The 19,281-nt window shown below is 68.5% G+C and carries 17 protein-coding genes; 7 read left to right on the forward strand and 10 right to left on the reverse strand.

The features are described 5' to 3' along the window. Positions 1-5 precede the first annotated feature (5 nt). The 4 genes from ssuD to J5T34_RS21755 all read right to left on the reverse strand — a co-directional run bounded on the left by ssuD (position 6) and on the right by J5T34_RS21755 (position 5,370). Positions 6-1,241: an FMNH2-dependent alkanesulfonate monooxygenase gene (gene ssuD, locus J5T34_RS21740; protein ID WP_244259139.1), complete on the reverse strand. Its 1,236-nt coding sequence runs from the start codon at positions 1,239-1,241 to the stop codon at positions 6-8. Beyond that, positions 1,238-2,254 (reverse strand): sulfonate ABC transporter substrate-binding protein, encoded by a 1,017-nt coding sequence (locus J5T34_RS21745; protein WP_208582960.1) that lies wholly within the window; start codon positions 2,252-2,254, stop codon positions 1,238-1,240. Before J5T34_RS21745 ends, ssuD begins: the two co-directional genes overlap by 4 nt. Positions 2,255-2,370: 116 nt before the next feature. Next, on the reverse strand, positions 2,371-4,014 hold the full coding sequence (locus tag J5T34_RS21750) for a multicopper oxidase family protein (RefSeq protein ID WP_208582961.1): 1,644 nt from the start codon (positions 4,012-4,014) through the stop codon (positions 2,371-2,373). 99 nt (positions 4,015-4,113) lie between these two features. After that, positions 4,114-5,370, reverse strand: coding sequence for an MFS transporter (locus tag J5T34_RS21755; RefSeq protein ID WP_208582962.1), 1,257 nt, complete (start codon positions 5,368-5,370; stop codon positions 4,114-4,116). A gap of 156 nt (positions 5,371-5,526) precedes the next feature. Here J5T34_RS21755 and J5T34_RS21760 point away from each other — a divergent pair, with 156 nt between their 5' ends. Continuing rightward, on the forward strand, positions 5,527-6,450 hold the full coding sequence (locus J5T34_RS21760) for a LysR family transcriptional regulator (protein WP_208582963.1): 924 nt from the start codon (positions 5,527-5,529) through the stop codon (positions 6,448-6,450). A gap of 14 nt (positions 6,451-6,464) precedes the next feature. Here J5T34_RS21760 and J5T34_RS21765 read toward each other — a convergent pair whose 3' ends face one another. Further along, positions 6,465-6,866, reverse strand: a complete 402-nt coding sequence (locus J5T34_RS21765) for a hypothetical protein (RefSeq protein ID WP_208582964.1) — start codon at positions 6,864-6,866, stop codon at positions 6,465-6,467. After that, the gene (locus J5T34_RS21770) at positions 6,863-7,006 is read right to left on the reverse strand and encodes a hypothetical protein (protein ID WP_208582965.1); all 144 of its coding nucleotides are present in this window, start codon (positions 7,004-7,006) and stop codon (positions 6,863-6,865) included. Before J5T34_RS21770 ends, J5T34_RS21765 begins: the two co-directional genes overlap by 4 nt. A gap of 143 nt (positions 7,007-7,149) precedes the next feature. On the opposite strand from J5T34_RS21770, the gene J5T34_RS21775 reads away from it, so the two are divergent. Beyond that, the gene (locus J5T34_RS21775) at positions 7,150-8,451 is read left to right on the forward strand and encodes a UDP-N-acetylglucosamine 1-carboxyvinyltransferase (protein WP_208582966.1); all 1,302 of its coding nucleotides are present in this window, start codon (positions 7,150-7,152) and stop codon (positions 8,449-8,451) included. Between the two features lie 72 nt (positions 8,452-8,523). On the opposite strand, the gene J5T34_RS21780 is transcribed toward J5T34_RS21775, so the two are convergent. The 4 genes from J5T34_RS21780 to J5T34_RS21795 form a co-directional block, all read right to left on the reverse strand. Further along, complete coding sequence (locus tag J5T34_RS21780) at positions 8,524-9,456, reverse strand: dihydrodipicolinate synthase family protein (protein WP_208582967.1); 933 nt, start codon at positions 9,454-9,456, stop codon at positions 8,524-8,526. A gap of 17 nt (positions 9,457-9,473) precedes the next feature. Then, positions 9,474-10,796, reverse strand: a complete 1,323-nt coding sequence (locus J5T34_RS21785; protein WP_279633813.1) for an MFS transporter — start codon at positions 10,794-10,796, stop codon at positions 9,474-9,476. A 96-nt stretch (positions 10,797-10,892) separates the two neighbouring features. After that, complete coding sequence (locus J5T34_RS21790) at positions 10,893-12,491, reverse strand: aldehyde dehydrogenase (NADP(+)) (protein ID WP_208582968.1); 1,599 nt, start codon at positions 12,489-12,491, stop codon at positions 10,893-10,895. Between the two features lie 56 nt (positions 12,492-12,547). Further along, the gene (locus J5T34_RS21795) at positions 12,548-14,290 is read right to left on the reverse strand and encodes an IlvD/Edd family dehydratase (protein ID WP_208582969.1); all 1,743 of its coding nucleotides are present in this window, start codon (positions 14,288-14,290) and stop codon (positions 12,548-12,550) included. 233 nt (positions 14,291-14,523) lie between these two features. Here J5T34_RS21795 and J5T34_RS21800 point away from each other — a divergent pair, with 233 nt between their 5' ends. From J5T34_RS21800 to J5T34_RS21820, 5 genes are all read left to right on the forward strand, one after another. Next, on the forward strand, positions 14,524-15,498 hold the full coding sequence (locus J5T34_RS21800; protein WP_208582970.1) for a LysR family transcriptional regulator: 975 nt from the start codon (positions 14,524-14,526) through the stop codon (positions 15,496-15,498). A gap of 23 nt (positions 15,499-15,521) precedes the next feature. Next, positions 15,522-17,036 (forward strand): PLP-dependent aminotransferase family protein, encoded by a 1,515-nt coding sequence (locus J5T34_RS21805; RefSeq protein ID WP_208582971.1) that lies wholly within the window; start codon positions 15,522-15,524, stop codon positions 17,034-17,036. A gap of 164 nt (positions 17,037-17,200) precedes the next feature. Beyond that, a complete protein-coding gene (locus J5T34_RS21810; protein ID WP_208582972.1) occupies positions 17,201-17,824 on the forward strand; it encodes an FMN-binding negative transcriptional regulator in 624 nt (207 codons plus the stop codon). Positions 17,825-17,842: 18 nt separating this feature from the next. Beyond that, a complete protein-coding gene (locus tag J5T34_RS21815; protein WP_208582973.1) occupies positions 17,843-18,838 on the forward strand; it encodes a LysR family transcriptional regulator in 996 nt (331 codons plus the stop codon). A gap of 147 nt (positions 18,839-18,985) precedes the next feature. Further along, positions 18,986-19,216, forward strand: coding sequence for a hypothetical protein (locus J5T34_RS21820; RefSeq protein WP_208582974.1), 231 nt, complete (start codon positions 18,986-18,988; stop codon positions 19,214-19,216). The last annotated feature ends 65 nt before the right edge of the window (positions 19,217-19,281 follow it).

The raw sequence follows: 19,281 nt of genomic DNA on the forward strand, positions 1-19,281 counted from the left end.
GGCGTTCAACTCGCGGATTGTTGCGCGGATTGTTGGGCCGACTGATGCGCAGACTGATGCGCGGACTGAGCAGCGCCCCGCCCTGCCGCCGACGGCACGATGGTATTGGCGACGATCTCGCCGAACGGCCCGGTCAGCACGCGCTGCGCGTTCTCGCGCTGCGCCAGCGGCAGCAGCGGGAACACCAGCTCGGCGAAGCGATGTGCCTCCTCCAGATGCGGGTAACCGGACAGGATGAAATACTCGAGCCCGAGTTCGGCGTACTCCTTGATTCGTGCGGCCACCTGTTCGGGATCGCCGACCAGCGCGGTGCCCGCGCCGCCGCGCACCAGCCCCACGCCGGCCCACAGGTTCGGCGCGATCTCCAGGCCCTGGCGAACATCGTGCTTGTTGAAGCGGCCGCCATGCAGTGCTGCCATGCGCCGCTGCCCCACCGAATCCATCGCGGCGAACTTGCGCTGGGCCGCGGCGACGATGTCCTCGTCCAGGTGCGACACCAGTTCGCTGGCCGCGCGCCAGGCCTCTTCCTCGGTCTCGCGCACGATCACATGCAGCCGGATGCCGAAACGCAGCTTGCGGCCGAGCGCGGCGGCGCGTGCGCGGACGTCGGCGATCTTCTGCGCCACCGCCTGCGGCGGCTCGCCCCAGGTCAGATAGGTATCGACCTGCTCGGCGGCAAGGTCGTGCGCCTCGGGCGACGAGCCGCCGAAGAACAGCGGCGGATAGGGCCGGCTGATCGGCGGATACAGTGCCTTGGCGCCCTCGACGCGCAGATGCTCGCCGGCAAAGTCGAACGATTGTCCATCGTGGCTGCGCGCCAGGATCTCGCGCCAGATCGTCAGAAATTCGCGCGACAACGCATACCGGTCGCGATGCGACAGGAACAGACCGTCGCCTTCCAGTTCCTCGGGATCGCCGCCGGTCACCAGATTGACCAGCAGACGCCCGCCCGACAGCCGGTCCAGCGTGGCGGCCATGCGCGCGGTCTGCGACGGCTGCATCAGGCCGGGGCGCAGCGCCACCAGAAACTTGAGCCGGCGCGTCGCGTCGATCAGGCTCGAGGCCAGGATCCACGAATCCTCGCAGGAGCGGCCGGTCGGCAGCAGCACGCCCTCGTAACCAAGGCTGTCGGCGGCGATCGCGACCTGCTTGAAGTAGTCGAAGGTCGCGGCGCGCGCGCCCCTGGCGGTGCCCAGGTAGCGCGAGTCGCCATGCGTCGGCAGGAACCACAGGACTTTCATCGGGCATCTCCGGCGTTCGTTGCGCCGCGCTGTGCGACGGCCTCCCGCTTGGCGGGCAGCGCATCCGCGATGCGGATCGGCTTCGGAATCAGCTTCAGCGCATGGAAGGTATCGGCGATCTGCTGCTGTTGCGCGGCCACGGCTGGCGTCAGCGGCGCGACGCCGAACTGGCTGCGGTTCAGCGTGCGCTCGACGACGTCGACGTCCAGCCCCTGCTGCGGGGCGATCAGCGCCGCGGCGGCACGGGTATCGGCCTTCAGGCGCTGACCCTGGCGCGCCAGTTCATCGAACAGCGTCTCCACGACCTGCGGCTTCTGTGTGGCGAAGCGCCGCGCGGCAAGGTAATAGGCGTAGTTGTTGACGAGGCCGCTGCCGTCGGCCAGCACGCGCGCGCCGATCTGCTTCTCGGCGGCCGCAAGGAAGGGATCCCAGATGACCCAGGCATCGACGGCACCCCGCTCGAACGCCGCGCGCGCATCGGCCGGCGGCAGATACACCGGCTGGATGTCGGTGACCCTCAGGCCGGCCTTCTCCAGCGCCTTGACCAGCAGGTAGTGAACGTTCGAACCCTTGTTCAGCGCGACCTTCCTGCCCTTCAGATCGGACACCGAGCGCACCGGCGAATCCCGGCGCACCACGATGGCCTCGGCCTCGGGCGCAGCGGGGTCGAAGCCGATATAGACAAAGTCGGCGCCGGCCGCCTGCGCGAAGATCGGCGGTGCCTCGCCGACGAAGCCCACGTCGACGGCGCCGACGTTCAACCCTTCGAGCAATTGCGGACCGGCGGGAAATTCGACCCATTTGACTGTGGTGCCGAGCGGCGCCAGCCGGCGTTCGAGCGACTGCTGGGATTTGAGCAGCACCAGCAGGCTGGCCGACTTCTGATAGCCGATACGCAAGGTGTCGGCGGCTGGCTGGGCCAGCGCGGAACCGGCGGGAACGACCGCGGCACTGCATGCAACGGCGAGCGCCGCCAGCCCCCGCAGGCCGCGGCGGAAGATCGAAAGCGTCATGGCTTGATGGACCGGTGATCGGAGTAGCCCCGACGATAGCCCGACGGGCCGCCATGACAAACGAAGCGTTTCGGATTTCGATACGCGGTCAGCGCATGTGGGATACTGATCGATGCTCAGCGCAGCCGCGCGGCCACGCCGTCCACAGCGGCCCGCGCTTGCGGCGAACGGCACACCGTGTCCTCCCATGGCGCGCGCGCCTGGGCCGGTGTGCCCAGCCACCGCGACAGCAAGCTCGGACTGGCCGATTTCGCCGGCGTCACCGTGCGCATCCTGGCCGGTGTCGCGACGGTCTGACCCGGCGGCAGCACCACCACGTTGGCCATCATGCCGCCGTCCTCGTGCCCGACGATATGGCAGTGGAATACGAAGCGGCCCACCATCAGCGGGTTGGTGAACGGAATCACGATCTTGACCTCGCCCGCCACGCCGTTCTGCTGGTATGGCAAATCGATGACGTCGCGCAGGCCGGTCTCGTCGATGTCCTGCCGATTGATCGAGGTCACCAGGAAGTCGAGCTGATGGATATGGAACACGTGCCGCTCGCCGCTGACGTTCTGCACGGTCCACTCCTCCACATCGCCCAGATTGACCGTGACATCGTCGCGGGCCGGGTCGTATTGCTTGCCGTCGATGAAGAAGGTATTGCCGTCGGCGGACTCGGAGAACACCACCGTGCGGCGGCGCGTGATCGGCATCGCGGCGACCTGTGCGGGCGTCGGCGTATCGACATTGACGGCCGCGTCCGCCAGCGCGCTGCGCAGCGTCGCAGTGTCATGCCGTGGCCCCTCGACGATCAGCGTCGCCAACTGAACCTCCGGGTTGGGATCGCCCTGCGGGCCGGTATCGACGGCCAGCGTGCGGATCGCGTAGCGCCCCGGCACGTCGGGCGCCTGGACGATCGCGGTCGAGCGCGCCCCCGGCGGCAGGAACAGCGAGGCGCGGCGTTCCGGCCCGGCGCGCAGATTGCCGTCGCGGCTCAGCTCCCACAGCGGAACGCCATCGATCGCGACATCGAAATAGGCGTCGGCGCCCACATTGCCGAGATGCCAGACCTGCATCTCGCCGGGCCGCATCCGCAGCACGCCGCCCAGCACGCCGTTGATGGTCTTGGTCAGCGGCGCGCTGTCGTCGGCGCCCGGCAGCTGCATGTCCTTGAGCAGGAAGTAGCGCTCAGGCAGCCGTGCGAAGGCCGGGAAATGGTCGAGCACGCCGTCGATCACCAGCATCCCGGACATGCCGCTGAGGATCTGCGGTTCGACCAGCCCATGCGGGTGCGGGTGATACCAGTGGGTGCCCTGCGGGTGCGTGGCCGGAACCTGCCAGCTGTACTGGTAGTCCGCACCGCTGGCGATATGCAGGAAGATGTCGTCGGCCGGCGCCCTCGGCGAGATCGACATGCCGTGGTAGTGCAGATTGGTCTCTTCGGGACCGTCGATCTGCACGTCGGCCTTGCCGATGCGGTTTCGCAGCGTCAGCTCGAGCCGCTCGCCGCGCCGCAGCTTCAATACCGGCGGCACATAGGTGTCGTTGAAGACATTCGAGGTAAAGGTCTTGCCGGCCACGGTGATGGTGGCCGGCGCCTGGCGCAACGTCATGCGCAGCGTGCCGTCCCGCGCCGTCGCGACCTCGGGTTGAGGGATGGCGGTCCCGCCATCGTCGCCCCCGCCGCCTCCGCAGCCTGCCAGCATCGCAACGGCCAGTGCCGCGCTCGTTGCCAGACGAACCTGCGCAATCGCAGCATTTGCGAAGAGAGCCATGGCGACCTCCTGCCATCGAGGGCCCGCACCAGGCAAGCGCAGGCGGGGCAAGTCCTCATGTTAGGTCATGGCAGCCAGTGCAGCGCGCGAACGCGGGCGCTACGGCCCGCATTGAGCCAGGCCGGCAGAGGACCCCGCCGGCGTTTTCTGCATGCGCAAGCTCGTGACGAGCGCCGCCAGCGTCAGCGTACCGGCGATCAGCAGCGTCGCATGCAGCCCCGCCGCGTCGACCGCGATGCCGCCGAAGAACGAGCCCAGCGCGATGCCGAGGTTGAATACCGACACCAGCAACGCGGTCGCGGCCTCGATGCCGGCGATGCCGTCGGCGGCGCGCAGGATCCAGCTCTGGACCGACACCGACACCGCGCCGTACGACAGCCCCCAGCACAGCAGCAACACCGCACCGGCCGTCATGCTGCCGCCGAATGCCGCGTACAGCAGCAGCGTCGCGCTCAGCGCCAGCGCTACGGCCAGCAGCGCGCGTCCCGGATGCCGTCCGGCCAGCGGCCCGGCGGCGAAATTGGCGGTCATGCCCGCCACACCGTAGCCGAACAGCAGCACGCCGATCCAGCCGGGACCGAAGCCGGATACCTGCTGCAGCAAGGGCCGCACGAAGGTGTAGGCCATGAAGTGGCCGGCCACCAGAAAGAAGGTCACCGCCAGGCCCAGCCTGACCCCGCGATTGCCGAATTGCGCCGCCAGTCGCTGACGCGAGCCGCGCGCGGTGGCAGGCAGCGGCGGCAGCGTGGCGATGTTCAGCACGAAAATCAAACCGCTGCAGACCGCCATGGCGGTAAAGGCCGCGCGCCAGCCGACCAGTTCGCCGAGCCCCGCCCCCAGCGGCACGCCGACCACCGACGCCACCGACACGCCGCCGAAGATGATCGCGGTGGCCCACCCCACCGATGGCGCGGCCACCAGCCGCGGCGCCAGGCCGCCGGCCACGGACCAGATGCCGCCGATGCAGAAGCCCACCACCGCGCGCGCGGCCAGCAGCCAGGTCAGCGTCGGCGCCAGCGCGCAAAGCACGTTGGCGCCCGCCAATACCAGCAGCAGCGCGGCCAACAGGCGCCGGCGATCGATCGAGCCCGCGCCGACCACGATCAGCGGGGCAAACAGCACCGCCAGCAAGGCGGGGGCGGACAGCATCAGGCCGGCGCTGCCGGCCGACACCTGGAGGCTCTGGGCGATCGGCGTCAGCAGGCCGACCGGCAGCATTTCGGTGGTGACCACGCCGAAGGTCGCGAGGCCGACCGCGGCGACCGCAGGCCAGCGGTTGCGCTGGGCCTCGCCGGAAGCCGGGCGCGGCTGCGCGAGATGGGAATGGTCGTGTTGTTCTTGATGGATTTCGGTCATTGGCAATCGCTCCGTCGGATGCGGTGCCCGGTCGTTTGGTGCTCGATTCGCGCTCGATTCGCGCTCGATTCGCCGGGCCGCCCGCGTGTCCCGCAAGCGTAATCGGTGCCAATGCGGTGATAAAGTAGCCAACTTTCGCAACACTGGGGACGAATCGTGCCTAATGGGGAAGGCATTGCGCTCGATCACCTGGGCGATGTGCGCGCCTTCGTGCAGGTCGCGCAGGCGCGCAGCTTCACGCTCGCGGCGCAGCGGTTGGGGATTTCCCGCTCGGCGGTCGGCAAATGCATCGGCCGGCTGGAATGCGGGTTGGCCGCGCGCCTGCTGCAGCGGACCACGCGCAGCGTCAGCCTGACCGACGAGGGCCGGCTGTTCTACGAGCACGCGGTGCGCATCCTCGCCGAGGTCGACGAAGCGCAGGCCGCGCTGGCCTGGCGCAACGAGGTGCCGCGCGGCCGCCTGCGCATCGATCTGCCGGTCACGCTCGGACGCCTGCATATCGTGCCGATCCTGCGCCGGTATCTGGCGCAATGGCCCGAGCTGTGGGCCGAGGTCAGCTTCTCCGACGAATACAGCGATCTGGTGCGCGACGGCATCGACCTGGCGATTCGCGTCGGCGGCGAACACGACAGCGGGTTGATCCGCCGGGTGCTGGCGCCCCACCGGCTGGTGACCTGCGCCACGCCGAGCTATCTGGCCAGGCACGGCACGCCTGCCACGCTCGACGATATCGGCCGGCACGACACCATCGTCTATACCCACGCCGGCATGGCGACGCCCTGGCGCTATACGGTCGACGGCCGCGAGTGCAACCTGGCGATCGAGGGCCGCTGGCGCATGAACAATACCGAGGCGATGCGCGACCTGGCGCTGGCCGATGCGGGACTGGTGCAGATCGCGGCGTTTCTGGTCGGCGCGGATCTGCGGGCCGGCACGCTGGTGCCGGTGCTGGAGGCGTTCACCGGCCCGGGCGCGCCGGTCTGCGCGGTCTATCCGAATCGGCGCCATCTGTCGCCGAAGGTGCGCCGGCTGATCGACGAGATCGATCGCGCATGGGCGGATGGGGCGCCGTGGAATTGAATGGCGCGAGGCGCTCAGCCCTCGCCCAGCAGCCCCTGCGCATCGAGAATCGCGTAGGCGATCTCGGGATGGCGTTCGAGACAGCGCCGGATCGCCGCGGGGATGGTTTGCCGGGTCTTCTTGCATAGCCCGGGCTGTTCGGCCAGTTCGATGTTGAAGCCGCGCACGGTGCGCACGCCGTGAATGCTGGGCTCGATCGTGACCGTGATGCCGAGCAGCGCGTGCATTTTCTCCTGCATGCGGCGCAGGTCGTCGAGCGTCTGCACGTCCTCCAGCCGCGCGATCAGCCGCTTCTCCTCCTCCTTGGTCAGCCGCAGCACGCGGATGTCCGCCTGCGGATCGTCGAGCAGCTGTTCGCGCCCGCAGATGCAGGCCCCGGGCGGGCATTCCTTACGGATCGGAAACGGGGCGTTCATGTCGACGCGGATCGAGGCCGGTGTTGCGCGGTGGTGGCGATGGTGGCGATGGTGGCGATGATGGCGATCGTGGCGATGCTGCGGTGCTGCGCGATGGCGGCGAGACGCACGACAAAGCCCAGGCGAAGCAAAGGCCGCATGGCGGTGGCGTGCCCGCAGCGGGGCATTATAGCGGGCGCCAGCGATCCCCCGCGCCGGCGCCCGGGGCAGTACAATGCCGTCCGTTTCCACCGCTTACCGCCGTCCGGCCCCTCCCGCCGGCGCGGCGCCGACGCTCTCCCTCATGTCAAATCTGATCGTGCATGGCGGCACGCCACTGCGTGGCCGCATCGTACCCTCCGCCAACAAGAACGCCGTGCTGCCGGTGCTGTGCGCCACCCTGCTGACCGACCAGCCGGTGCGGCTGCACGGCGTGCCGGACATCACCGACGTACGCAAGATCCTCGACATCTTCCGCACGCTCGGCAGCGATGTCCGCATGGACCACGACAGCGGCACGCTGGACCTGCATCACCGCGACACCGTCTTCGATCCGGCCCGCCACCACCTGCCCGAGGAAATGCGCTCCTCGATCATGCTGGTGCCGCCGCTGCTGAGCCGCTTCGGCGTCGCGCGGCTCGAGGACAACGTCAAGGGCTGCACGCTCGGCGTGCGCGAGATCGACCCGCACGTCGAGATCTTCCGCCGCTTCGGCGGCGAGGTCGAGCGCGCGCAAGGCTCGCTGCTGCTGCACAGCGACGGCCCGCTGCGCCCGATCGACCATTGGCTGGACTACGCCTCGGTCACTACCACCGAGAACTTCGTGATGTGCGCGGCCGCAGCCGGCGGCACCTCGACGCTGACCAACGCCGCCTCCGAACCGCATGTGCAGGAGTTCTGCCGCTTCATGACGATGATGGGCGCGCGCATCGAGGGCATCGGCACCTCGCGCGTGACCGTGCATGGCGGCGAGAAGCTCGGCGGGGGCGAGTTCACCTTCGACGAGGACTTCCACGAGATCACGACCTTCCTCGCGCTGGGCGCGATCACCAATGGCGACGTGGTCGTGCGCAACGGCGCGCCGGAGAACTTCCCGCTGATCGATCGCACCTTCGAGAAGTTCGGCGTGCGCATCGTGCACGAGGATGGCTGGTCGCGCGCGGAACGCTCGGGCCCGCTGCAGGTGCAGACGCCCTTCACCAGCAATGTGCTGACCAAGGTCGAGGCCGCGCCCTGGCCCTATTTCCCGGTCGATCTGCTGCCGATCTTCATCGCGCTGGGCGTGCGGGCGCAGGGCAATGCGATGTTCTGGAACAAGGTCTACGACAGCGCGCTGGGCTGGACCAGCGAGCTGTCGAAGTTCGGCGCCCATGTGTTCTCGTCGGACCCGCACCGCCTGATCACCTTCGGCGGCAACACGCTGGCGCCGGCCGTGGTGGAAAGCCCTTACATCATCCGCGTGGCCATCGCGCTGTTCATGGTCGCCGCCAGCATCGACGGCCGGTCGGAGATCCGCAATGCGGCGCCGATCCGGCGCGCGCATCCTCGCTTTGTCGAGAACCTGCGCAGCCTTGGCGTGCATGTGGAGTGGACTGACGGCGAGTAAGGCTGCAGAAAACGCTCGGCCATCGAAGTATCGCGTGGCGGCCCTGGGCCGCCACGTTGCCGTCTGCTATCGCTATTTGGCCCACCGCAGCACCAGCGGATCGAGCCGGCGCGCGATCGCGATCAGTTCCCGGCGCGTTTCCGGGTGCATCGGCGGCAAGGGGTGGCGCGGCGCCTCGCAGGCGATCACGCCGCCCTCCTTCATCAGCGCCTTGGCCGCCAGGATGCCTGCCTGCCGGTTTTCGTGGTTGATCAGCGGCAGCCAGCGCTGGTACAGCGTGAAGGCCAGATCGGCATCGCCCTGGCGGTGCGCCTCGATGATCGGCCGGATGCCGTCCGGAAAGCCGCCGCCGGTCATCGCCCCGGTCGCGCCCGCTTCCAGGTCCGCCAGCAGCGTGATCGCTTCCTCGCCATCCCACGGCCCTTCCACCGCGTCGCCGCCCAGCCGGATCAGCTCGCGCAGCTTGTTGGCCGCGCCCGGCGTCTCGATCTTGAAGTACGACACGTTCTCGATCTCGCACGCCATGCGTGCAAGCAACGGCGCCGACAGCACCGTGCCGCTGGCCGGCGCGTCCTGGATCATGATCGGAATGCGGATCGCATCGGACAGGCGCGCGTAGAACGCGTGGATCTGCGGCTCCGGGACGCGGAAGGTGGCGCCATGGTAGGGCGGCATCACCATCACCATCGCGGCGCCCATCTGCTGCGCCCGCTGGCTGCGCTCGATGCAGACGCGCGTGCTGTAGTGCGTGGTGGTGACGATCACCGGCACCCTGCCCCGCACGTGTTCGAGCACGGTGCGCGTCAGCAGCTCGCGTTCGTCGTCCGACAACGCGAACTGCTCGGAGAAGTTGGCCAGGATGCAGAGGCCGTCCGAGCCCGCATCGATCATGAAATCGACCGCGCGCTTCTGGCTTTCCAGATCGAGCTCGCCGGTCTCGGTGAAGGTGGTCGGCACCACCGGGAAGATGCCACGGTAGCGCGGCGAGGTGTACGTGTAGGGCATGTGCAGGGCTCGTCGTATCAGCGCAGCGTGCGCGGCTCGAGTGCGGCGCGTACCACGAAGGTCATGACCACCGCGAACACCAGCATCGCGGCGAGGAAGTAGAGGCCGGCGGCGAGGCTGCCGGTCGCGTCCTTGATCAGGCCGATGCCATAGGGACCGAGATAGCCGCCCAGATTGGCCAGCGAATTGATGGTGGCGATGCCGACCGCGGCGCTGGCGCCGGTCAGGAACTGGCCCGGCAGCGCCCACACCACCGCCTGGATCGAATAGATCGAGAACGCCGTCAGGCAGATGAACAGGAACTGCAGCGCCGGCGTCTGGACCCAGGCGCTGGCCGCCATCGTCAGCGCGGCCACGCCCGAGACCACCACGATATGCCAGTAGCGCTCGCCCTTGCGGTCCGAGTGGCGCGGCACCAGGTAGAGGCCCACCACCGCGAACAGATACGGCACCGCCGACAGCAGGCCGGTATTGGCATCGGTGACGCCGAACTGCTTGATGATGGTCGGCAGCCACAGCGACAGGCCGTAGATGCTCAGCGGAAACGGCAGGAACAGCAGCGACAGCAGCAGCACGCGCTTGTCCTTCAGCGCCTTCAGCGGATTGCCGTGCGACTTCAGCGCGAAGGTCTTCTGGTCCGCGGCCAGCTCACGCTCGATCCAGGCGCGGTCGCGCGCCGACAGCCACTTTGCATCGGCCGGCGATTCGGGCACCAGGCGCAGCGTCGGCAGGCACAGCAGCACCGCGGGCAGGCCGCTGACGACGAACAGCGTCTGCCAGTTCGACAGGCCGAACAGCCCCGGCGTCGACAGCACCCATCCGGCGATCGGCCCGGTGATGATCAGCGCGATCGGCTGCGCCAGCACCAGCAGGCCGATGATGCGCGCGCGATGCCGCATCGGAAACCACTTGGTCAGGAAGTACAGGATGCCGGGATAGAGGCCGGCCTCGGCCGCACCGAGCAGGAAGCGCAGCACGTAGAAGGTGGTGGCGTTGTGGATCAACGCCATCGCCATCGTGATCAGGCCCCAGGTCAGCAGGATGCGGGCGAACCAGCGGCGGGCGCCGAAGCGCTCCAGCGCCAGATTGCTCGGCACCTCGCACAGGAAATAGCCGATGAAGAACAGCCCGGCACCCAGGCCGTAGGCGGCATCGCTGATGCCGACCGCCGCGTTCATATGCAGCTTGGCGAAGCCGACCACCGAGCGGTCGATGTAGGCGACCACATAGATCAGCGCGAGAAACGGGATCAGCTTGCGGGTCAGCATGCCGATGATGCGGGACTCGTCGGCCGGCGCGGTATCGGCGGGGTCGTGCGGCAGCGGCACGGGCTGCGGCATGGACTGCGGCACAGGCTGATCCAGCCCGGCCGTGGAATGGCTGTTCATAGGGGTCTCCTCACATTGTTCTGAATATCGGGATGGGCCTCGACGCGTTCAGGCTTGCATGGGCGCTGTCTCCGGCTTGCCGCCGACGCGGCGCCACAGGCCGAGCGGATTGCCGTCGCGCAGCGCCTCGGGCAACAGCGCATCGGGCAGGTTCTGGTAGCAGACCGGGCGCAGGAAGCGTTCGATCGCCGCGGTGCCGACCGAGGTGCTGCGTCCGTCCGACGTCGCCGGGAACGGACCGCCGTGCACGATCGCGTTGCACACCTCGACGCCGGTCGGAAAGCCGTTGGCCAGAATGCGGCCGGCCTTGCGCTCCAGCACCGGCAGCAGGGCGCGGGCGGCGTCGTGATCGGCATCGTCCAGATGCAGCGTCGCAGTCAGTTGCCCCTCGCCCTGCTCCAGCACCCGGCGCAACTGCTCGGCATCCTCGCATTCGACCAGCACGCTGCACGGGCCGAAGCATTCTTCAGCGAGCGTTGCATCGGCCAGCAGATCGGCGGCACGCACACGGAACAGGCTTGCGGTGGCGCGGCCGGCGGCGCTCGCGCCCTGCGCCACCGTGGTGACCGCCGGATGCGCAGACAGGCGTTCGATACCCTCCGCATAGGCACGGGCGATGCCGGCGTTCAGCATCACGCCGGCCGGCACGGCGGCGATCGCGCTGGCCGCGGCCGCGACAAAGCGCTCGAACGCATCGCCGCCGACGGCCAGCACCAGTCCTGGATTGGTGCAGAACTGGCCGCAGCCCAGCGTCACCGAGGCGACGAAGTCGCGCGCCAGCGTTTCGCCGCGCTGCGCCAGCGCCGCGGGCAGCAGGATATTCGGATTGACGCTGCTCATCTCGGCGTAGACCGGAATCGGCGCCGGCCGCGCGGCGGCGATGGCCATCAGCGCCAGGCCGCCGCGGCGCGAGCCGGTGAATCCGACCGCCTGGATCGCCGGATGCGCGACCAATGCCGCGCCAACCTCGTGGCCGGCATCGAACAGCAGCGAGAACACGCCGGCGGGCAGACCCGCCGCGGCCACGGCGGCCTGCACGGCGCGGCCGACCAGTTCGGACGTGCCGGGGTGCGCGGGGTGAGCCTTGACGACCACGGGACAGCCGGCGGCCAGCGCCGAAGCGGTATCGCCGCCGGCCACCGAGAACGCCAGCGGGAAATTGCTGGCGCCGAACACCGCCACGGGACCGATGCCGATCCGCCGCAAACGCAGATCGGTGCGCGGCGGCTGCCGCTGCGGCAGCGCCGGCTCGATGCGCGCATCCCAGGCATCGCCGCTGCGCACCAGCGCCGCGAACATCCGCAGTTGGCCGGTGGTGCGGGCGCGCTCGCCTTCCAGCCGCGCGCGCGGCAGGCCGGTCTCGTCCATCGCGCGCAGGATCAGCACATCGCCGATCGCCTCGATGCGCGCGGCAATATCGTCCAGAAAGGCGGCACGGGCTTCGTCGGGCAGCGCACGGGAGGGGTCGAAGGCTTGGGCGGCCAATGCGCAGGCCCGGTCCACCTCGGCGATCGAGGCGCCATGGAACGTGGGATCGGCGATGGGTTCGCCGCTGGCGGCATGGACGGCGTGAAAGGCCTCGCCGCTGCCGCGGCGCGACTCGGCGCCGATCAGCAGATTGCCGGTCAAATTGCCGTTCGATTGCATCGATTGTTCTCCTCGGTGCCGTTCATCGTTCGCTGCTTGATGCATCGCGGGGCCACTCAGTGCGAGTGGCGCGGCACCTCGGCGCCGCGGCAGCCCACCAGGAAGTCCAGGTCGCAACCCTGGTCGGCCTGCAGCACGTGGTCGACATAGAGCCGCTGATAACCGCCCTCGCCCGCCCGGCCCTCGGGCTTCGGCGGCTGGAACATCTCCATGCGGTCGGCCAGTTCCTCGGTCGAGATATCGAGATGCAGCGTGCCGGCCTCGCAATCGAGTTCGATCCAGTCGCCGTCGCGTACCGCCGCCAACGGGCCGCCCGCGGCGGCCTCGGGCGCGACGTGCAGCACTACGGTGCCGTAGGCCGTGCCGCTCATCCGCGCGTCGGAGATCCGCACCATGTCCTTGACGCCCTGGCGCAGCAGCTTCGGCGGCAGGCCCATGTTGCCGACCTCGGCCATGCCGGGATAACCCTTCGGTCCGCAGTTCTTCATCACCAGCACCGAGTTGGCATCGACGTCGAGCGATTCGTCGACGATGCGGGCCTTGTAGTGCTCCAGGTTCTCGAACACCACCGCGCGGCCGCGGTGCTTCAGCAGCGAGGGCGTCGCCGCCGACGGCTTGAGCACCGCGCCGCGCGGCGCCAGATTGCCGCGCAGCACGCGGATGCTGCCGTCGGCGATCAGCGGGCGCTCGAGCGGGCGGATCACCTCGTCGTTGAAGTTCGGCGCGTCCTTGACGTTGTCCCACAGCGTCCTGCCGTTGACGGTCAGCGCGCCCGGATGCGGCAGCAGGCCGCCCTCGCCGAGCCGGCGCAGCACCGCGGGCAGCCCGCCGGCGTAGTAGAACTCTTCCATCAGGAAGCGTCCCGACGGCATCAGGTCGACGATGGTCGGCGTGTCGCGGCCGATGCGGGTCCAGTCCTCCAGCTCGAGCGGCACGCCGATGCGGCCGGCGATCGCCTTCAGATGGATCACCGCGTTGGTCGAGCCGCCGATCGCGGCATTGGTGCGGATCGCATTCTCGAACGCCTCGCGCGTCAGGATCTTCGACAGGCACAGCCCTTCCTTCGCCATCTCGACGATGCGGATGCCTGACATGTGCGCCAGCACGTAGCGCCGTGCATCGACCGCGGGAATCGCTGCGTTGTGCGGCAGCGTGGTGCCCAGCGCCTCGGCCATGCACGCCATCGTCGACGCGGTGCCCATCGTGTTGCAGGTGCCGGCCGAGCGCGACATGCCGGCCTCGGCCGACAGGAAATGGTGCAGATCGATTTCGCCCGCCTTCAGCGATTCGTGCAGTTGCCAGACCGCGGTGCCCGAGCCGATGTCCTTGCCGTCGAGCTTGCCGTTGAGCATCGGCCCGCCGCTGACGACAATCGCCGGCACATCGCAGCTGGCCGCGCCCATCAGCAGCGCGGGCGTAGTCTTGTCGCAGCCGGCCAGCAGCACGACGGCATCCACCGGGTTGCCGCGAATCGCTTCCTCGACATCCATCGCCGCGAGATTGCGCGTCAGCATCGCGGTCGGACGCAGATTCGACTCGCCATTCGAGAAGACCGGGAATTCCACCGGAAAGCCGCCGGCCTCATAGACGCCGCGCTTGACGTGCTCGGCCAGCTTGCGGAAATGCGCATTGCACGGCGTCAATTCCGACCAGGTATTGCAAATGCCGATGATCGGGCGGCCATCGAATTCATGATTGGGAATGCCCTGGTTTTTCATCCAGCTGCGGTACATGAAGCCGTTCTTGTCGGCAGTGCCGAACCATTGGGCGGAGCGGAGCTTGGGTTTTGAATCCGGCATGGAAATTCCTGAATACGACGATGATGCGGCGGGACGAACGCCGGCCCGCGGCATCGGCCGCACGGCACGGGACGTCATCGGGATTTGGGGCAGCTGAGGGGTGTCTCCGAGCTGCGTCGCGGCTTTGGCGATCGTTTTGTTTTCGACAGGCGGCAGTGTACAAACCGATCGGATATCCTTCTAATGAAAATTCGCGCCATTGCGATATCGATTCAGATATCCGTGTTAACCCGATGCCGACTTCCCCACCCTGGTATATCCGTGCCCGCCTGAAGACCCGCCAATTGCTGCTGCTGGTGGCATTGGCCGAGGAAGGCAATATTCACCGCGCCGCGGCGGTGATGAACATGACGCAGCCCGCCGCCTCGAAGCTGCTGCGCGAACTCGAGGAAATGCTGGGCGTGCCGCTGTTCGAGCGGCTGCCGCGCGGCATGCGGCCGACGCTGTACGGGGACGCGATGATCCGCCATGCGCGGGCCGTGGTCGGCAGCCTCGATCAGGCGCAGCAGGAAGTGCTGGGCCTGCGTGCCGGCCGCCTGGGCCATGTGGCGATCGGCGCGATCACCTCGCCGGCCGTCAAGCTGTTGCCACCCGCGGTCGCGGCACTGAAGCGCGAGAACCCCGGCGTGCGGGTCTCGCTGGAGATCGAGAACAGCAACGTACTGCTGGAGCGCCTGGCGCAGGACAAGCTCGATCTGGTGGTGGCCCGGCTGTTCGCCGAGCACGACAAGCTCCAGCTGCGCTACGAGCCGCTCGCCGGCGAGCCGGTCTGCGTGGTGGCCCGCTGCGGCCATCCTCTGCTGGACGGCCCGGCGCTGTCGCTGGCCGACCTCGAGCAGGCGGCGTGGATCGTGCCGCCGGCCGGCAGCGTGCTGCGCCACCGCTTCGATCTGATGTTCCAGCGCGCCAGCCTGATGCCGCCGACCAATGTCGTCGAGACCGCCGCGCTGCTGTTCGTCACGCAGATGATCGAACAGAGCGACATGCTGGCGGTACTGGCCGCCGATGTCGCCGAATACTATGCAGGGCACGGCATGGTGGCGATCCTGCCGCTGGACGTGCCCTGCCACATGGACGACTTCGGCATCATCACGCGTACCGACCGCCTGCTGTCGCCGGCCGCCGCGCTGATGGTGGAGGCGCTGCGGGCGGCGGGACGCCAGGTCTATGCGGACGCCGATGGCCATGCCGCAAGCCGCCAGGATTGAACCCGCTTCCCGAGCTCGAACTCATGGCACGACACCGTCACGCAATGGAACTGCCGTCCATCGGCAAACTGGACCGGTCCGCCGGCCAGCTCGGCAGGCAACTCTCACGGTTATTGCGCGAGGCGATCCAGCGGGGGGAACTGAAACCGGGGGAGCTGCTGCCCTCCACGCGCCATCTGGCGAGCGCATTGGGCGTGTCGCGCGGGATCGTGCTGGAGGCGTTCGAGCAGCTGATTGCCGAGGGTTATCTGGAAGCGCAGGCCGGTGCCGGGACCAGAGTGGCAACGGCGTTATCGGATGCACGGGAGCGCAGCGTGCCGGCCGCGCATGCGGACGAACCGGCGGCGCCGATGCGGTTGAGCACGCGTGCCGAGGCCTTCGCGGCGATCTCGAAGCAATTCGCGCCGCTGCCGCCAGTGCCTTTTGCGGTTTCGGTCCCGGTCGGCCCTACGGCGCCGGACGACGTCTGGCGCCGTCTGGGAAACCGCACGCGAGGGCTGCGTGCGGCGGCGCCGGCCGGCTATGACGATCCGCAAGGCGTGCCCGCGCTGCGGACGGCCATTGCCGACTACGTCCGCCGGTCCCGCTCGGTGCTTTGCACACCGGAACAGGTAATCGTCACCACCGGCACGCAACAGGGGCTCTATCTGTCGTGCCAGGTACTGCTCGACGTCAATGACGAGGCATGGGTCGAAGATCCGGCCTACCGCGGCATTACCGGCATTCTGGAGAGCACCGGCCACCAGGGCCGCATGGTCCGCGTGCCGGTCGACGATTCCGGCCTGGACGTCGAAGATGGCATCAACATGGCCCCCCACGCGCGCGCCGCCTTTGTCACGCCCTCGCACCAATATCCGCTCGGCATGCCGTTGAGCATGGCGAGAAGAAACGCGCTGCTGGCCTGGGCGCGCGCCAACGGCGCCTGGATCGTCGAGGACGATTACGACAGCGAGCTGCGTTACGTTGGGCACCCCTTCCCCTCGCTGCAAGGATTGGCTCCGGACCGCGTCGTGTATCTGGGCACCTTCAGCAAGATCCTGTTTCCTTCGCTGCGGCTCGGCTATGCCATTGTTCCGCCCCCGCTGGTGCCGGCCTTTTGCGGGGCCCGTGTCCTGATCGATCGGCATTCGCCGAGCGCCGAGCAGCATGTGCTCGCGGCCTTCATCGAAGAAGGACATCTGGACCGGCATATCCGTCGCGTTCGGCTCGTCTACGCAGATCGGCGCCAGCATCTGATTGCGACCATCGACCGCTGGATACCGACGGAGCTGGCCTGGCTTCAGCCAGGGGATCAGGGCATGCATCTGGTACTGTGGCTCGCCGCAGGAATCGACGACGAAGCGGTTGCCGCCCTCGCCAGGCAGGCCGGCGTGTCGGTCAGGCCCGTGTCGCCGATGTATTCGAGCGCCAATGCGCGCCCCGGCCTCGTGCTCGGCCTGGGCGGCTACACCAACGAGCAGATCGAAGCAGCGGTGAAGGCGCTGGCGAAGGTGCTGGCATCCTCGGCCCGCGCCAGCCGCGCAGCCCGCGCGAGCTGAAGCATGCCGCCAGGGCGCGGCAGACCGCGCGGAATACTGGTCCATTCAAATACCGCGAAAATGGCCCTTTCCCGCGATCGCGGACTGGCCGATCATCGAGCCGTCCATCATCACGACGGACGCCCTCCGGTCGCCACTTCAACCCCTATTCGAACCTCGGAACCATGTACATCCCGCCCCATTTTGAAGTGCAAGATGTCGAGGCATTGCATCGGCTGATGCGTGAGCACCCGTTCGGGATGCTGGTCACGCATGGCGCGGACGGCCTGGACGCGAACCATCTGCCGTTCGAGCTCGATCTGTCGACAGGACGACATGGCACGCTGCGCGCCCATGTCGCCCGCGCGAATCCGGTCTGGCAGGACGTGAGGAACGGCGACGAGGTGATGGTGGTGTTCCGCGCCGAGCAAGGGTACATCTCGCCGACCTGGTACCCCAGCAAGCACGAAACCCACAAGCAAGTTCCCACGTGGAACTACCGGGTGGTCCATGCGCACGGCAAGATCGCGGTCCGCGATGAAGAGAAGTACGTCAGGGGCGTCGTCGCGCGCCTGACCCGCGCACACGAGGCATCCCGGCCCGAGCCGTGGAAGATGACCGACGCGCCGGCCGACTACATCGATACGATGCTGAAGGCCATCGTCGGGATCGAGATCGACATCACGCGGCTGGTCGGCAAGTTCAAGCTGAGCCAGAATCGCGAACTGCGCGACAAGGTCGGGGCCGCCGAGGCGCTCAAGCAGCAAGGGGACGTTGCGCTCGGGCAGGCGATGCTTGACGCGATCTGAAGCCGGCCGGAGAACGCGATGGACCAGCTTGACGGGCGACGCAACGACGCGGCGCAGGCTTCGGGCGGCATCGAACCCCTGGACTACCGGAAATTCCGCGGTCTGGACCTGAATCTGCTGGTTGCCTTCGATGCGCTGGCCAGCCAGCGCTCGGTCAGCGGCGCAGCGCGCCAGCTGTTTCTCGGCCAGCCGGCGGTCAGCCATATGCTGGCGCGCTTGCGGCGGCTGTTCGACGATCCGCTGTTCGTGCGCGGCGCCAAGGGCATGGAGCCGACCGCCAAGGCCCTCGGGCTGGTCGAACCGGTACGCGCGCTGCTGAACGAGGCCTATGGACTGGTGCGCCCCGTCGGCGAATTCGATCCCTCATCGGCGCAGGCGCACCTGCGCATCGCGCTGCCGGAACCGCTGGAGGCGATGCTGCTGCCGGTGCTGTGCGCCGCGCTGGCACGCGAAGCGCCGTCGATCCAGCTGGGGTCGCGCGCCGTGCCGGCCGCCCGCATGCCGGACGTCCTCGACGCGCGCGAGATCGACATGGCGGTCACCGGCGTACCGCTGGCAACGAGGGACTGGCATCGCAGCGCCGGCCTGCATCGTTGCCATCTGATCTGCGCCCACGCGCCGGCACAACTGGCGCTGCCCGCCAGCGTCGGCGCCGACGAACTGCGCACGCTGCAGGCCATCGGCCTGTCGCATGCGATCGAACTCGGCTCGGGCGGCAACGCCTTTCTCGGCCTACTGCAGCACACCGGCGCGATGCCGACCGAAGTCGAGAGCCTGCTGACGCTGAGCCGCCTGCTGCAAACGGCACCGGTGGTTGCGGTGCTGCCCGCGCTGATCGCGCCGCTGATCTTGCGGCAAGGCGCGCTGGCCTGCGTGCCGGTGCGCGGCACCGAGGACACGGTGACGATCCGGCTGCATTGGCACAACGGGACCGACAGCAATCCGGTGCATCGCTATGTCCGCCAGCATCTGACCGACGCCTTCGCCGCGATACTGCAGCAAGCCGACGACTGACGGTCCCGGGCGCCCGCCGCCCCCGGGCGCGCCTATCGAAATGCCGCATGGCGGCCATCGAATCGTTCGATTTCCCCTGCGTGACGGCCCTGCCTATAGTCGTGCCACTTCAACCACGAGGCGGCATGCAACGATGCCGGGCCCACGATGACCTTTCGGTTCTACCCCAGTTCGATCGCGCTGGCGATCGCTGCAGCCGCGCTGTCCGGCTGCGCCAGCAGGCAAGGCGACGGCATCGCTAGCGGCGCCGATGCCCGCACGGCGCCCGCGCCGATCGGCATGAGCCTGGGCGATATCAATCATCGGCATCCGATGCTGGACGAGGGGCCGCGGCCACGGCCCGGCGCCCGCCTGAACGACCCCTTCGTCGATCGCTAGGCCGGGCGGAGCGAAGCGTATGGCAACTCAGGCAAAGGCTCCGGCCCCATCTCGTGGGCCCTCGC

Source organism: Cupriavidus gilardii, assembly GCF_017598945.1.
Lineage (GTDB): Bacteria > Pseudomonadota > Gammaproteobacteria > Burkholderiales > Burkholderiaceae > Cupriavidus > Cupriavidus gilardii_E.